Annotated in this window: 12 protein-coding genes; 11 read left to right on the top strand and 1 reads right to left on the bottom strand. The window is 58.8% G+C overall.

The features are described from left to right. Window positions 1-124: 124 nt before the first annotated feature. The 7 genes from bamA (at window position 125) to ACR0LX_RS01600 (ending at window position 6,934) form a co-directional block, all read left to right on the top strand. Complete coding sequence (gene bamA / locus ACR0LX_RS01630) at window positions 125-2,485, top strand: outer membrane protein assembly factor BamA (RefSeq protein ID WP_480569600.1); 2,361 nt, start codon at window positions 125-127, stop codon at window positions 2,483-2,485. A gap of 7 nt (window positions 2,486-2,492) precedes the next feature. Then, window positions 2,493-3,077, top strand: coding sequence for an OmpH/Skp family outer membrane protein (locus ACR0LX_RS01625; RefSeq protein WP_480782301.1), 585 nt, complete (start codon window positions 2,493-2,495; stop codon window positions 3,075-3,077). 71 nt (window positions 3,078-3,148) lie between these two features. Further along, window positions 3,149-3,622 carry a 3-hydroxyacyl-ACP dehydratase FabZ gene (gene fabZ / locus ACR0LX_RS01620; RefSeq protein ID WP_480569606.1) on the top strand — a complete coding sequence of 158 codons (474 nt, stop codon included), beginning with the start codon at window positions 3,149-3,151 and terminating at the stop codon, window positions 3,620-3,622. After that, window positions 3,619-4,401 (top strand): acyl-ACP--UDP-N-acetylglucosamine O-acyltransferase, encoded by a 783-nt coding sequence (lpxA, locus tag ACR0LX_RS01615; protein WP_480782300.1) that lies wholly within the window; start codon window positions 3,619-3,621, stop codon window positions 4,399-4,401. The genes fabZ and lpxA overlap by 4 nt, the downstream gene beginning before the upstream one ends. Window positions 4,402-4,405: 4 nt before the next feature. Then, window positions 4,406-5,200 (top strand): LpxI family protein, encoded by a 795-nt coding sequence (locus ACR0LX_RS01610; RefSeq protein ID WP_480782299.1) that lies wholly within the window; start codon window positions 4,406-4,408, stop codon window positions 5,198-5,200. Next, entirely contained in the window at window positions 5,200-6,366 is a 1,167-nt protein-coding gene (gene lpxB, locus ACR0LX_RS01605) for a lipid-A-disaccharide synthase (protein WP_480782298.1), read from the top strand. The genes ACR0LX_RS01610 and lpxB overlap by 1 nt, the downstream gene beginning before the upstream one ends. Beyond that, window positions 6,359-6,934 carry a hypothetical protein gene (locus ACR0LX_RS01600; protein ID WP_480782297.1) on the top strand — a complete coding sequence of 192 codons (576 nt, stop codon included), beginning with the start codon at window positions 6,359-6,361 and terminating at the stop codon, window positions 6,932-6,934. Before lpxB ends, ACR0LX_RS01600 begins: the two co-directional genes overlap by 8 nt. A 16-nt stretch (window positions 6,935-6,950) precedes the next feature. Here ACR0LX_RS01600 and mnmA read toward each other — a convergent pair whose 3' ends face one another. Next, entirely contained in the window at window positions 6,951-8,096 is a 1,146-nt protein-coding gene (mnmA, locus tag ACR0LX_RS01595) for a tRNA 2-thiouridine(34) synthase MnmA (protein ID WP_480782296.1), read from the bottom strand. A gap of 129 nt (window positions 8,097-8,225) precedes the next feature. Here mnmA and sciP point away from each other — a divergent pair, with 129 nt between their 5' ends. From sciP to recG, 4 genes are all read left to right on the top strand, one after another. Continuing rightward, window positions 8,226-8,519: a CtrA inhibitor SciP gene (gene sciP / locus ACR0LX_RS01590; RefSeq protein ID WP_480782295.1), complete on the top strand. Its 294-nt coding sequence runs from the start codon at window positions 8,226-8,228 to the stop codon at window positions 8,517-8,519. Window positions 8,520-8,602: 83 nt separating this feature from the next. Further along, window positions 8,603-9,319 (top strand): response regulator transcription factor CtrA, encoded by a 717-nt coding sequence (gene ctrA, locus ACR0LX_RS01585; RefSeq protein WP_480569628.1) that lies wholly within the window; start codon window positions 8,603-8,605, stop codon window positions 9,317-9,319. A 120-nt stretch (window positions 9,320-9,439) separates the two neighbouring features. Further along, the gene (ligA, locus tag ACR0LX_RS01580; RefSeq protein ID WP_480782294.1) at window positions 9,440-11,692 is read left to right on the top strand and encodes an NAD-dependent DNA ligase LigA; all 2,253 of its coding nucleotides are present in this window, start codon (window positions 9,440-9,442) and stop codon (window positions 11,690-11,692) included. Continuing rightward, entirely contained in the window at window positions 11,689-13,779 is a 2,091-nt protein-coding gene (gene recG / locus ACR0LX_RS01575) for an ATP-dependent DNA helicase RecG (protein ID WP_480782293.1), read from the top strand. Before ligA ends, recG begins: the two co-directional genes overlap by 4 nt. Window positions 13,780-13,854 lie beyond the last annotated feature (75 nt).

Raw genomic sequence — 13,854 nt, 5'->3', positions numbered from 1 at the left:
CACAACAGCGATGCGATTTATGAAAGCGGCCCATCGGGCCGCTTTGCCGTTTTGCGCTTTTGACAAGACCCCTCAATCCCGCTACTCAGCACGTAAAGTCTGAAAATTCTGGGTAGTGAAAAAAATGAATGACAGCAGGGGCACGGGCACATTCTGCGGCTCTGACAAGCCGCGAGGCAATATTTTGTGGCAGGCACTAACGTTCTTTTTTCTCTTTGCAACAGTGGGTTTTGTGGCAGCGCCACAGGTCGCGCAGGCGCAGACCTATACGATTAATTCGTTCGAGGTTGAGGGAAATCGCCGCATCGAAACGTCGACGATTATCGCGCGAACGGGAATCGAACCCGGGCAGACGGTTACTGCCGGGCAGTTGAACGACAGTTTTCAACGTTTGCTTGACAGTGGTGTTTTTGAAACAGTCGATCTGACGCCGCGTGGTTCTACGCTGGTGATTTCGGTCGAGGAATATCCGACGATCAACCAGATCAGCATCGAAGGAAACCGCCGGATCAAAGACGACGTGCTGCTCGAGGCGATTTCGTCACAGCCGCGCCGTGTCTTCACGCCGCAGGTCGCGGAAACGGATGCGGACCTGATCGCGGATATCTATTCGGCGCAGGGACGGGTTGCCGCAACAGTTATCCCGCGCATCATCCGCCGCAGCGACAACCGTGTCGATCTGGTGTTCGAAGTCGCCGAGGGTTCGGTGATTGAGATCGAGCGCGTCAGCTTTGTCGGCAACCGTGCCTATTCCGACCGGCGCCTGCGCCGGGTTCTGGAAACCAAGCAGGCCAACATCCTGCGGACTTTCCTGCGCGGTGATACGTTCATTGCCGATCGGATCGAGTTCGACAAACAGGTGATCCGCGACTTCTACCTGTCACGCGGCTATGTCGATTTCCGCGTCAACAGCGCGAACGTCGAATTCACGCGCGAACGGGATGCGTTCTTCCTGGTGATGAACATCACCGAAGGGCAGAAATTCTCATTCGGACAGATCTCGACCGTCAGCGAGATACCGGGAGTTGATCCGGCTGCCTATCAGGCGGCGCTGAAGATCAAACCGGGCGTTACCTATTCTCCGTCGCTGGTCGAAAACTCGATCGCGCGTCAGGAACGTCTGGGCCTCAAGCAAGGCGTCGACTTCCTGCGCGTTGAGCCACGCGTGACGCGCAATGACCGTGATCTTACATTGGACGTTCAGTTTGTACTGACCCGCGGGCCGCGCATTTTTGTGGAACGGATCGATATCGAAGGCAACACGACCACGCTCGACCGTGTGATCCGCCGTCAGTTCGACACCGTCGAGGGCGACCCTTTCAATCCACGCGAAATCCGTCAAAGCGCCGAACGTATTCGTGCGCTTGGGTTCTTTGCGGTGGCAGATGTCGAGCCGCGCGAAGGATCGACGCCGAGCCAGGTCATCGTCGATGTCGACGTTGAAGAACAGCCAACCGGATCGCTGAACATTGGCGGTAGCTACTCGGTCTCGGACGGTTTCGGGGTTGCGATCGGCCTGCAGGAAAGCAACTTTCTTGGCCGGGGCCAAACCCTCGGGCTGTCGCTGTCTACGGCTCAGGATTCCGAACGGTACACGATCAATTTCACCGAACCATACCTGCTGGGCCGTCGATTGCAGTTCGATTTGGGGCTGGGTTTGACGACGACAAACTCCAGCTTTGCCAGCTATGACACCAAAAGCGTGTTCTTCAATCCGCAGCTCAGCTATCGGATTGGCGAGCTGTCTTCGTTGCGGTTGCGCTATGGTTGGGACCGCAGCGAAATGACCCAGCAAAACAATGATGTGAACGGTGCGGTGATCTCGTCAGAGATCGATCAGGGAAAGCGCACGTCCAGCACGCTGGGTGTGTCTTACGTCTATGACAGCCGCCTGGGCGGGTTGAACCCGAATGCCGGTGTTCTGTTCGAAGTCGGTGTGGACGCGGCCGGATTGGGTGGCGACAACGAGTTCGTCAAGACCACCGCCCGTGCCATCGCACAGCAGCGTGTTCTGAACGAAGAAGTCGTCCTGCGCGCGACACTGGAGCTTGGCGCACTGAACTGGACCGGGAACGACTTCAGCCGCACCATTGACCGCTTTGTTCTGGGGCCGAACACTTTCCGGGGTTTTGAGCCTGCGGGTCTGGGACCGCGCGATCTGTCAGAAGGTCAGGACGATGCGATTGGCGGTAACTACTATTGGGTGGCACGGTTCGAATCCGATTTCCCTCTGGGTCTGCCCGAGGAATTCGGCCTGCGGGGCGGTGTGTTCTATGACGTCGGAAACCTGTACAACATCAGTAACGTGAACACGGCTGGTGCGGACATTGTCGGGGCCGACGGATCGATCCGGCACGTCCTGGGTGTCTCGGTCCTGTGGACCACGCCATTCGGACCGCTGCGCTTCAACTTCTCGAAGGCCCTCAAGAAAGAGGACTTTGACAAAGAGCAGAACTTTGACCTGACCATTCAGGCCAGGTTCTGATCTTCGGATGGAGAACAGATTCAAGCTGTTCATGCAGGGCCCGATCCGGGCCCTGTGTGTTTTGTTGGGGTTATGGGTCGCATCGCCGGTAATGGCGCAACAGTTGGGTGTGCCGCAATCGACGATCCTGACGATATCCAGCGACCGGCTGTTTGCCGAATCCCAGTTCGGCCAGCGTGTGTTTCGTGAAATCGAAGCCGAAAGCGCCCTTTTGGCGGAAGAAAATGAGCGCATCGTCCAGGAACTCAGCGATGAAGAGCGTGACCTGACGGAAAAACGCGCCGAACTTGACGCCGAAGCGTTTCGACCTCTGGCCGAAGCCTTTGATGAAAAGGTGCAATCCCATCGCGAAAGCCAGCGCGCAAAGCTGGACACGCTGGCCCGGCGCTCTGAACGGTCGCGCGCGATGTTCATTAATCTGGTCGAGCCGGTGCTAATCGACCTATTGCGCGATACCGGCGCCTCGGTGATCCTCGAGCGGTCGGACGTTTTCCTCAGCCCCGATGCGCTGGATATTACCGATACCGCGATTTCCCGGATCAATGCCGCGATTGGCGATGGCGAGGGATTGCAGACCGAAGACGGTGAATAGGTTGCCTTGCCCTTGAAGGGCAGTATTGCTAACCACGCCAGTAAGAAACATCAGACACAGGACTTCTGCTTATGACCACGGAAACCCAGAGTGCCGACATTCAGCTGATTCAGCGGATATTGCCGCATCGCTACCCGTTTCTGCTGGTCGATAAGGTGGTTGATATTTCAGGCTATCACTCTGCTGTCGGTATCAAGAACGTCACCATGAACGAACCGCATTTTCAGGGGCATTTCCCGGGCACTCCGATCATGCCCGGTGTGACCATTGTCGAGGCCATGGCGCAGACCGCTGGCGTGATGTTGGGCGTTGGCATGGATGTCATCGACAGCGATCTGCTGATCTACTTCATGAATATCGACAAATGCAAATTCCGCCGCAAAGTCGTGCCCGGTGATGTGCTTGAGATGCATGTGGAAACCGTGCGCGGCAAGAAGGGCGGAAAGATATTCAAGTTCAGCGGCCGTGCAACGGTCGATGGCGAGGTGGCCGCCGAAGCCGAGTTTTCGGCCTATGTCGACTGGGACATGGAAAAAACGACATGAGCAACATTCACCCCAGCGCGATAATCGAAGACGGCGCGCAAATCGGGGCTGACTGCAAGATCGGTCCTTTTTGTTTCGTCGGTCCTCAGGTGCGGCTCGGGGACCGGGTGGAGCTGAAATCGCACGTTGTGGTAACCGGCGATACCTCGGTCGGAGAAGACAGCGTCGTGTTCAATTTCTCGGTCATCGGGGAAATTCCGCAGGATCTGAAATTTGGCGGTGAAAATACACGGCTAGAGATCGGCAAGCGCAATCGTATCCGTGAGCATGTGACGATCAACACCGGCACTGATGGTGGCGGTGGCGTGACGCGGATTGGCGACGATTGCCTGCTGATGGCGGGGGTTCATGTGGCCCATGACGTGCAAATTGGCGACCGCGTCATCATGGTGAACCACTCGGGTGCGGCGGGCCATTGCGTTGTTGGTGATGATGCGATCATCGGTGGCATCTCGGGATTGCACCAGTTTGTGCGCGTTGGTCGCGGGGCGATCATCGGGGCCCTGACCATGGTGCCAAAAGATGTCATTCCCTACGGTTTGGTTCAGGCCGCGCGAGGCGAGCTGGACGGTCTTAACCTTGTGGGCCTGAAGCGTCGCGGCGTCTCGCGCGAGGATATATCTGCGCTGCGCGCCGCCTTCCGCGAGCTGTCCGAGGGTGACGGTACCTTTATGGATCGCGTAGACCGGCTTGAAGGTGCAGACAGCGATTACGTCCGCGAGATTCTGGACTTTGTCACCGGCGCGTCGGATCGGTCGTTCCTGACGCCAGGGAAGTAACGGCATGCTGGCTTTGATCGCAGGTACAGGCGCTTTGCCGGACGAGGTGGTGAGCCAACTGGACGAGCGCCCGCTGGTGTGCGCACTGGAAGGGTTTCAACCCGACACTCTGACCCCGGATATTGTATTTCCGCTGGAGCAGCTCGGCAGCTTTATCGCTGACCTCAAGGTGCGCGGGGTGGATGAAATTTGCATGGCGGGTGCGGTGCGCAGACCTGCCGTTGATCCTGCGCGGATCGATGCGGCAACGATGCCGCTGGTTCCGATCTTGCAGCAGGCCATGATGTCCGGTGATGACGGCGCGCTGCGGGCGGTCATCGCTATTTTCGAACAATCGGGCCTGACGGTGCGCGCCGCGCACGAGATCGCGCCCGGGGTTCTTCCACCCGTTGGATGTTTGACGCAGGCTCAGCCGTCCGAGGCCGATCAGGCCGACGCGGACCGGGCTGCGGGTATCCTGCGCGCGATGGGGGCCGCCGATATCGGTCAGGCGTGTGTGGTCCAGAAAGGGCAGGCTTTGGCGGTTGAAGGGATTTATGGCACCGCATGGATGCTGCAATCCCTGACCCAGCGCCCCGATGCTGGTGGTGGCGTGCTTTTCAAAGGCCCGAAGCCGGATCAGGACCGCCGCGTAGACCTGCCCACCATCGGCCCGGACACTGTGACCGAAGCGGTCGCGGCCGGTCTGACAGGCATCGTTATCGAAAAGGGCGGTGTCATCGTCCTGGACCGCCAGCGCGTGGTGGCAGAATGCGACCGGTTGGGCCTGTTCCTGCTTGTGCGTGAGCGGGCCGTCTGATGCGTGTCTTTCTGGTCGCCGGAGAACCTTCGGGCGATCGGCTGGGTGGCGCGTTGATGGAAGGCCTGAAAACACTGGTCCCGGATGTCGAGTTTGACGGTGTCGGTGGCCCGCTGATGCAGGCGCAAGGGCTGGTCAGTCGCTTTCCGATGGCCGAACTCAGCGTTATGGGGCTGGTCGAGGTTCTGCCCAAGTTCTTTCACCTCAAGCGTCGTATCGCCGAGACGGCTGAGGCCGTGCTCGACACGCAGCCGGATGTCTTGATCACGATTGACAGTCCCGATTTCTCGCTGCGCGTGGCCAAGATCGTAAAAGCGGGCAGCAAAATCCGCACGGTCCATTACGTCGCTCCCAGTGTCTGGGCGTGGCGACCGGGCAGGGCGGACAAGATGGCAAAGGTCATCGATCACGTTCTGGCACTGCTGCCGTTCGAGCCGCCGTACATGGAACGCGCCGGCATGGAGTGCGACTTTGTCGGTCACCCGGTCGTCAACGAACCCGTCGCAACTGACGAGGACATACAAGAGTTCCGGCAGGCCCATGGGTTGGGGCAAAGCCCGGTTATTCTGGCGCTGCCGGGATCGCGTCGGGGCGAAGTCGATCGGCTTGCGCCGGTATTCGGTGAGGCTCTGCGTCTGTTTCTGACTGGTCGACCCGAAATGCGGGTGGTCGTTCCTGCCGTCGCTCACATGGTCGAGACCGTGACCGATCACGTGCAGAACTGGCCGGGGTCTCCGGTCGTTGTCGATCCGCGCAATATCCCTGCAGATCTTGCGGTTCAGCAGAAACGCGCAGCCTTTGCTGCTGCGGAATTGGCCTTGGCCGCATCGGGCACCGTATCGCTTGAACTGGCCGCGCAGGCGACACCGATGGTCATCGCCTACAAGCTCAGTTGGCTGACCCAGAAAATGGCCGAACGAATGGTCAAGCTGGACACGGTGACTCTGGTCAATCTGGTATCCGATACGCGGTCGGTTCCCGAGCGTTTGCTGGACGATTGCGTCCCCGACAAAATCGCAGCCGCGCTCAAAGATGTGGCGGCTGATCCGGAGGCGCAGCGCGAGGCGATGACCTTGACAATGGACCGCCTGGGACGCGGTGGAGAAGCACCGGGTTTGCGCGCAGCCAAGGCGGTACTAAAGCGACTGCCAAGCCAACATGATTGAGCATATCCTGTTCGCCGTGTCGGCCGGGATCGTGACGATCTCGACCAATTTGGACAATCTGGTTGTCCTGTTCGGCCTGATCATGGTGATGGAAACACGGCGCGCAGTTGCGGGGTTTGTTGTAGCGCAGGCGATCATCCTGATACTGGCAATGGTGATCGCCAGCGGGCTGGATCAAACCGGGTTTCTGCGGTGGGTCGGCTATCTTGGGATCATACCCTTGTCTTTGGGTCTCTACGGTATCTGGCAACAGCTTTCAGGTGCCGAAGGCCGTAAACTGCCGGATACGGGTGCGATAACATCGACCGTTGCGCTGTTTCTAAGCCTGTCGTTCGACACTTTGGCGGCCATGACGCCACTGTTTGCGGATTCGACCCCGGCATTTCGTTTGACGGCCTTGATCGGAGCTTTCTCTGCGCTCGCTATTCTGAGTGTGGTTGCAAGCTGGGGCGCACCGCGTGCGCAGGTTCTTGGGCCGCGATTTGCCCGACTCGACAGGATTGCGCCTTACATCATGGTGTCAGTGGGGCTGTATATTCTGGTCAACAGCCCGACAGACGTCTTGTAGGAAGCACGCTTCGGCCTCAGTAACCGCGCCAGATCCAGCCGCCGCCAAAGATGCGGCTGCCCTCGTTGGCGTAGAACACACAAGCCTGTCCGGGCGAAATACCTTCCTCGGGCGTCAGTAACTCGACCTCTGCGGTCGTGTCGGACAGTGGGCGGATGATCGCCTCGCGCGGGGGGCGGGTCGAGCGGACTTTGACCGACAGGTGCCATTCTTCTTGCGAAGTGAACGGCGCATCGCCTAGCCAGTTGATCTCGCGCACGGGGATGGTCCGCGTGGCCAGCAATTCCTTGGGGCCGACCACGACCTGTTTTTTGTCTACATCCAGCTTCACCACATAAAGCGGCTCACTCAGGCCACCAATGCCCAGACCGCGGCGCTGTCCGATCGTGTAGTGAATGACGCCATTGTGCTGGGCCAGCACCCGACCATCTGCATGCACGATCTCGCCGGGTTCGGCAGCGCCGGGACGCAGATTTTCGATCACGCTGGCATAGTTGCCGTTTGGCACAAAGCAAATGTCCTGACTGTCGGGCTTGTCGGCCACGGCCAGACCGTATTGCGCCGCCATCTCACGCGTTGCGTCCTTTGAGGGCAGGTGACCCAACGGGAAACGCAGATAGTCCAACTGCTCTGGCGTGGTCGAGAACAGGAAATAGGACTGATCGCGATTGGCGTCTTCGGCGCTGTGCAACTCAGGCCCGTTTGTGCCCATCTTGCGCTGAATGTAATGACCGGTCGCCATGCAGTCAGCCTCGAGGTCCTTGGCGGTTTCCAGCAGGTCCTTGAATTTCACGCGTTCATTGCAACGAATGCAGGGGACGGGTGTCGCGCCAGCCAGGTAACTGTCGGCGAACTCGTCGATCACGGCGTCCTTGAAGATGTTCTCGTAGTCCAGCACGTAATGCGGAAAACCGCGTTCCTCGGCCACGCGGCGCGCATCGTGGATATCGATCCCGGCGCAGCACGCGCCTTTCTTGGCCAGTGCCGCGCCGTGGTCATAAAGCTGCAGGGTCACGCCGACCACGTCATAGCCCTGTTCGGCCAGATAGGCCGCAACGACCGAACTGTCGACACCACCCGACATGGCAACAACCACTCGCGTTTCCGAGGGCGGTTTGGCAAAACCAAGCGAATTGAGTTTGGTCTCGGCAGCGAGGGCCATGGCGATTCCAGTCCGGGTTAAGAAAGACCGGCAGAATATAGGAAAATTCTACACACTCTCAAGGGGTGGTTTCACCTCCTTTTAAGTAGGCTGGGGGCAGCTTTGTCGCAGTTGAAAAAGGGGCGAGAGATGTATTTGCACAAAGTGGAAGGACCGCGGTCAATTACATTACCGGACGGAACCATCCTGACGCGCGCTGATTTGCCGTCTGCCGACACAAGAAGATGGGTCGCGTCCCGAAAGGCGCTGGTCGTCCGGGGGGTGCTGTATGGGCTGATCACCTTGCCGGATGCCAAGAAACGCTATGGCATCAGTGATGAAGAGTTCAACACCTGGGTCGCAGCCGTGGCCGAGCACGGTGTCGACGCTTTGAAGGTCACCACATTAAAAAAATATCGACAACTTAAAGATGAGCGTGAATAAACGATTCAACGGTAACGTCAGATTAACCATTTTTATTCAGGCTCAATTCAGTTGAAGAATTTGACCTAAATTGGAGCAGTAATATGCGAATACTTCTTGTCGAGGATGATCCAACAACGTCCAAAAGCATCGAATTGATGCTGACTCATGCAAATTTGAACGTTTATGCGACAGATCTTGGCGAAGAAGGCATCGACCTGGCAAAGCTCTATGATTACGATCTGATCCTGCTGGATCTAAACCTGCCTGACATGAATGGTCACGAGGTTCTTCGCCAGCTTCGCATTGCGCGCGTGGAAACGCCGATTTTGATTCTGTCCGGCGCAGATGACACGGAAAGCAAGATCAAAGGTTTCGGCTTTGGTGCCGACGACTATCTGACCAAGCCCTTCCACCGAGAAGAGCTGGTGGCTCGTATCCACGCCATTATCCGCCGCTCCAAGGGTCATTCCCAATCGGTCATTCACACCGGACGGGTTGCAGTCAACCTGGATGCCAAAACGGTCGAGGTCGAAGGCAAGACTGTCCATCTGACCGGCAAGGAATACCAGATGCTCGAGCTTTTGAGCCTGCGCAAAGGGACAACCCTGACCAAAGAGATGTTCCTCAACCATCTCTATGGCGGCATGGACGAACCGGAACTCAAGATCATCGACGTGTTCATCTGCAAGCTGCGCAAGAAACTCAGCAACGCTACGGGTGGCGAGAACTATATCGAAACGGTCTGGGGCCGGGGATATGTTCTGCGTGATCCGCAGGCGGCGGCAAACTCGGAAACTCGTTTGGCCGTAGGTGCCTGACTAAAACACCGCCGCCGTTGGTCCAGGGCGGCACCTCCACTCACGGTACAGCACAACACTGGACCTCGCTTCGGCCTCGCCCTATCACTGGGTTTCAGAACGACGTGACAGGGCGAGGCCATGAGCGAAACTACCCCCGTATCCGAGCTGACGCAGGATGAGGCCCGCGCCGAGTTAGAGCGGCTCGCCCATGTCCTGCAACGGGCCAATCGACTATATCACGCAGAAGATGCGCCCGAACTTTCGGATGCGGACTACGACGCGTTAAAACGTCGAAACGCCGATATCGAGGCGCACTTTCCGGCACTGAAGCGCAGCGACAGTCCGACCGATCTAGTTGGTGCGCGGGCGGCTGACGGGTTTGCCAAGGTCTCTCACGCGGTCCGGATGATGTCGTTGGGTAATGGTTTTGACGATACCGATATCGCAGATTTCGACCGTTCAATTCGGAAATATCTGGGGCTGAGTGACGACGCGCCGCTCTCATACACCGCCGAACCCAAGATCGACGGCCTGTCCCTTTCGCTGCGCTACGAGCGGGGCGTTTTGGTCCAGGCGGCGACGCGCGGCGATGGAGAGGTCGGCGAGAATGTCACCGCCAACGCGCGCACTGTTGCGGATATTCCGCAACAGATCGAGAACGCCCCGGACATCCTGGAGGTGCGCGGCGAGGTCTACATGTCGCACGCGGATTTTGACGATCTGAACGCGCGCCAGACCGCAACCGGCGGCAAGACCTTTGCCAATCCGCGCAACGCGGCTGCGGGGTCGCTGCGTCAGTTGGATGCCACAATCACCCGCTCCCGGCCTCTTCGGTTCTTTGCCTATGCGTGGGGAGAGCTCTCGGCGCCAATCGCGACCACACAGATTGATGCCATCGAACGTCTGCACGCCTTCGGGTTTCAGACCAACGAGTTGACGCGAAAATGCGACTCGGTCCCAGAAATGCTGAACCATTACCGCGATATCGAAGCGCAGCGGTCGACTCTCGGATATGATATCGACGGCGTTGTCTATAAGGTCAACGATCTTGCCTTGCAGGCGCGGCTTGGCTTTCGCTCGACCACGCCGCGTTGGGCGATCGCCCACAAGTTCCCCGCTGAATTAGCCTGGACCCGGTTGGACGGGATCGACATTCAGGTAGGGCGCACCGGAGCACTTAGCCCGGTTGCACGGTTGCATCCCGTCACGGTCGGGGGTGTGGTCGTCTCGAACGCCACGCTGCATAACGAAGACTATATCGCGGGCCGCGATGCCAAAGGCGGTGTGATCCGGGACGGCAAGGATATCCGCATCGGGGACTGGGTGCAGGTCTACAGGGCTGGGGATGTCATTCCCAAAGTGGCCGATGTTGACCTGTCGAAACGCCCGGATGACAGCGCACCCTATGAATTTCCGACGACTTGCCCCGAATGTGGTAGTGACGCCATTCGCGAGGACGGCGATGCGGTCCGGCGCTGCACGGGCGGGCTGATCTGCCCAGCTCAAGCCGTTGAAAAACTGAAGCATTTTGTATCGCGCAAAGCCTTTGATATCGAGGGTCTGGGCGCCAAGCAGATTGAGATGTTCCATGGTGACACGGCTCTGCCGATCAATACCCCCGCCGACATTTTCACTCTGCATGAGCGCGACGCAAAAAACCTGTCGCGGCTCAAGAACCGGGACGGGTGGGGTGAAACATCGGCCAGAAATCTGTTCGCGGCCATCGACGAAAAGCGGAAGATCGAGTTTGGGCGTCTGTTGTTCGCCCTGGGCATTCGCCATGTCGGTGAGGTTGGCGCACGGGACCTTGCGTTGCACTATCTCGATTGGGATGTGATGGCGCAAGCGATTGACACGGCCCGTCCGGCGGCCCTGGCCCAACGACGCGCAGACGCAGCGGAAGAGGTCGAACGGCAAACCGCAACGCTGGAAGGCCGCCGCGCCCGGGTGAAAGAGGCGCGGGACGTCGCCATTGGCAATTCCGATGTACCTTCGGCCGCTGTTTCGGCCTGGTCGGACCTGATTGGCATTGACGGGATTGGCACCACATTGGGCCTTTCCCTGTCGGATGCATTTGCAAATGCTGATGAGCGCCGGGCCTTCGATGACCTCCGGCAGCACCTGACGATCATTGCGCCAGATCTGCCAGCCGCTGACAGCCCGGTTGCGGGCAAAACGGTTGTGTTTACCGGAACGCTGGAAAAAATGACCCGGGCCGAGGCCAAGGCAAGGGCCGAGGCGCTGGGGGCAAAGGTGTCGGGCTCGGTCAGCCAGAAAACCGATCTGCTGGTGGCAGGTCCAGGTGCGGGCTCCAAGGCAAAAAAGGCGGCGGATCTGGGGATTGAAACGCTGGACGAAGATGGCTGGCTGCAACTGATCGGGGATGCATGAGCAGCCGTCCGGAGATCCTGTTTCCGCTGTTTGCGGGCCTCGAGACGCTGGACGGTGTAGGCCCCAAAACCGCGCAATTGTTTGGGCAATTGGGGGTCGAAACACCACGGGATGTTCTGTTTGCGTTGCCTTACGCGGTGATTGACCGGCGGCGGCGAGACACGATCAAAGGAGCTGATCTGCCGACGACGCTGACTGTTGAGGTTACCGTCGGCCCGCATCGCCCTTCTCGCAATCGGGGCGGTGCTTACCGCATTCATGTTGAGGATAGCCAGGCGGATTTCCAGATCGTGTTCTTCCACGCGCGCGGTGACTATCTGAAAAAGATCCTGCCGCAAGGGTCGCGTCGGGTAGTTTCTGGCAAACTTGAACTGTTCGACGGTATGGCGCAGATGGTTCACCCGGATCATGTGGTTGCCCCAGCGGATGTCGCCGAACTGCCAGAGTTTGAACCCGTCTACCATCTGACCCAAGGGGTGACGCAGAAAACCGCGTACAAGGCGGCGCAAAGTGCGCTGGACCGCGTGCCCAACCTTCAGGAGTGGATTGACCCCAACCAGATCGAGCAGAAAAGCTGGCCGGGCTGGGCGGCGGCGATCCGCGATGCGCACCATCCGCAAGGTGCGGATGACGTCGCGCCATTTGCCCTCGCAAGGGAGCGGCTGGCTTATGATGAGCTGTTCGCGCACCAACTCACGCTTGCGCTGGCCCGGCAAAGGGAAAAGAAGGCACGCGGAACTGTCAGTGTTGGAACCGGGGCGTTGCAGGGGCGAGTACTGCAATCCCTGCCGTATCGACCGACCGGAGCGCAAGAGCGCGCGATCCAGGAAATCACCGCTGATATGGGCTCGGATACGCGGATGAACCGTTTGTTGCAAGGTGATGTGGGTGCGGGCAAAACGCTGGTGGCGTTCATGGCCCTGCTGGTCGCGGTTGAGGCCAAGGGGCAGGGTGTCATGATGGCCCCCACCGAGATCCTTGCCCGCCAACATCTCGAAGGGCTGCGCCCGTTGGCCGAAGAGGCTGGCGTGGTTCTGGAGATCCTGACGGGCCGCGATAAGGGGGCCGAGCGAAAAGCCAAGCTTGCCGCGCTGGCGCGAGGGGACATTCACATTCTGGTTGGCACGCATGCCGTGTTCCAAAGCGATGTTGAATTTCAGGATCTGCGTCTCGCGATCGTTGACGAGCAGCACCGTTTCGGTGTGCGTCAGCGGATGGAGCTGTCCGAAAAAGGGCAGGGAGCAGATGTTCTGGTCATGACCGCCACACCGATCCCGCGCAGTCTGGCGCTGGCGCAATATGGTAACATGGACGTATCGGTGCTGGATGAAAAGCCGCCGGGTCGTAAGCCGATCAAAACCGCTATCATCAGCACGCAGCGCATGGACGAGGTGGTCGACCATTTGCGGCGTGCGATCGGTGAGGGTAGGCAATGTTACTGGGTCTGTCCTTTGGTGGACGAATCCGAAGTTTCGGACCTGACAGCGGCCGAGGAGCGGTTCAAACGACTGCGTGCCTTGCTGGGCGACGATACGGTCGGGCTGGTGCATGGCCAGATGCCGCCAGCGGATAAGGACGCCGCGATGGCAGCGTTTCAATCCGGACAAACCAAGGTGCTGGTCGCAACAACAGTGATCGAGGTCGGTGTCAACGTGCCGAACGCCACGATCATGGTGATCGAGCGGGCGGAGATTTTCGGTTTGGCGCAGCTACATCAGTTGCGTGGTCGGGTCGGACGTGGCGAGGAAGCCTCGACCTGCTTGTTGATGTATCAGCCGCCGCTAAGTGAAGGCGGTCGCAAACGTCTGGAGGTTCTTCGTGAGACCGAAGACGGGTTTCGTATTGCCGAAACCGATCTTCAGATGCGCGGCGCCGGAGACCTGATCGGAACCGCGCAGTCGGGCCTGCCAAAATTTCGGATCGCTGATCTGGAACGGCAGGCTGGATTGATGGCTGTTGCGCAATCTGACGCGCGGAATCTGCTCTCCGGTGACCCGAAACTCACCTCTGATCGGGGGCAAGCCGCGCGTGTTCTGTTGTGGTTGATGAAGCAGGATCAGGCGATCCGTTTGATATCAGTGGGTTAGGCAGAAAGTTCCGGTAAGTTCACAAATGTTCTCAAAAAGTTCTTTACCGACTCGGGAAAATATGAGAACAAAAGG

This window comes from Ruegeria sp. CH11 (assembly GCF_056537105.1).
Note: the sequence above shows the minus strand (reverse complement) of the source record. Positions and strands in the feature narration are given on the sequence as shown.

Coding starts and splice junctions, on each gene's coding strand:
- bamA (WP_480569600.1), top strand. CDS start 125: ATGAATGACAGCAGGGGCACGGGCACATTCTGCGGCTCTGACAAGCCG.
- ACR0LX_RS01625 (WP_480782301.1), top strand. CDS start 2,493: ATGGAGAACAGATTCAAGCTGTTCATGCAGGGCCCGATCCGGGCCCTG.
- fabZ (WP_480569606.1), top strand. CDS start 3,149: ATGACCACGGAAACCCAGAGTGCCGACATTCAGCTGATTCAGCGGATA.
- lpxA (WP_480782300.1), top strand. CDS start 3,619: ATGAGCAACATTCACCCCAGCGCGATAATCGAAGACGGCGCGCAAATC.
- ACR0LX_RS01610 (WP_480782299.1), top strand. CDS start 4,406: ATGCTGGCTTTGATCGCAGGTACAGGCGCTTTGCCGGACGAGGTGGTG.
- lpxB (WP_480782298.1), top strand. CDS start 5,200: ATGCGTGTCTTTCTGGTCGCCGGAGAACCTTCGGGCGATCGGCTGGGT.
- ACR0LX_RS01600 (WP_480782297.1), top strand. CDS start 6,359: ATGATTGAGCATATCCTGTTCGCCGTGTCGGCCGGGATCGTGACGATC.
- mnmA (WP_480782296.1), bottom strand. CDS start 8,096: ATGGCCCTCGCTGCCGAGACCAAACTCAATTCGCTTGGTTTTGCCAAA.
- sciP (WP_480782295.1), top strand. CDS start 8,226: ATGTATTTGCACAAAGTGGAAGGACCGCGGTCAATTACATTACCGGAC.
- ctrA (WP_480569628.1), top strand. CDS start 8,603: ATGCGAATACTTCTTGTCGAGGATGATCCAACAACGTCCAAAAGCATC.
- ligA (WP_480782294.1), top strand. CDS start 9,440: ATGAGCGAAACTACCCCCGTATCCGAGCTGACGCAGGATGAGGCCCGC.
- recG (WP_480782293.1), top strand. CDS start 11,689: ATGAGCAGCCGTCCGGAGATCCTGTTTCCGCTGTTTGCGGGCCTCGAG.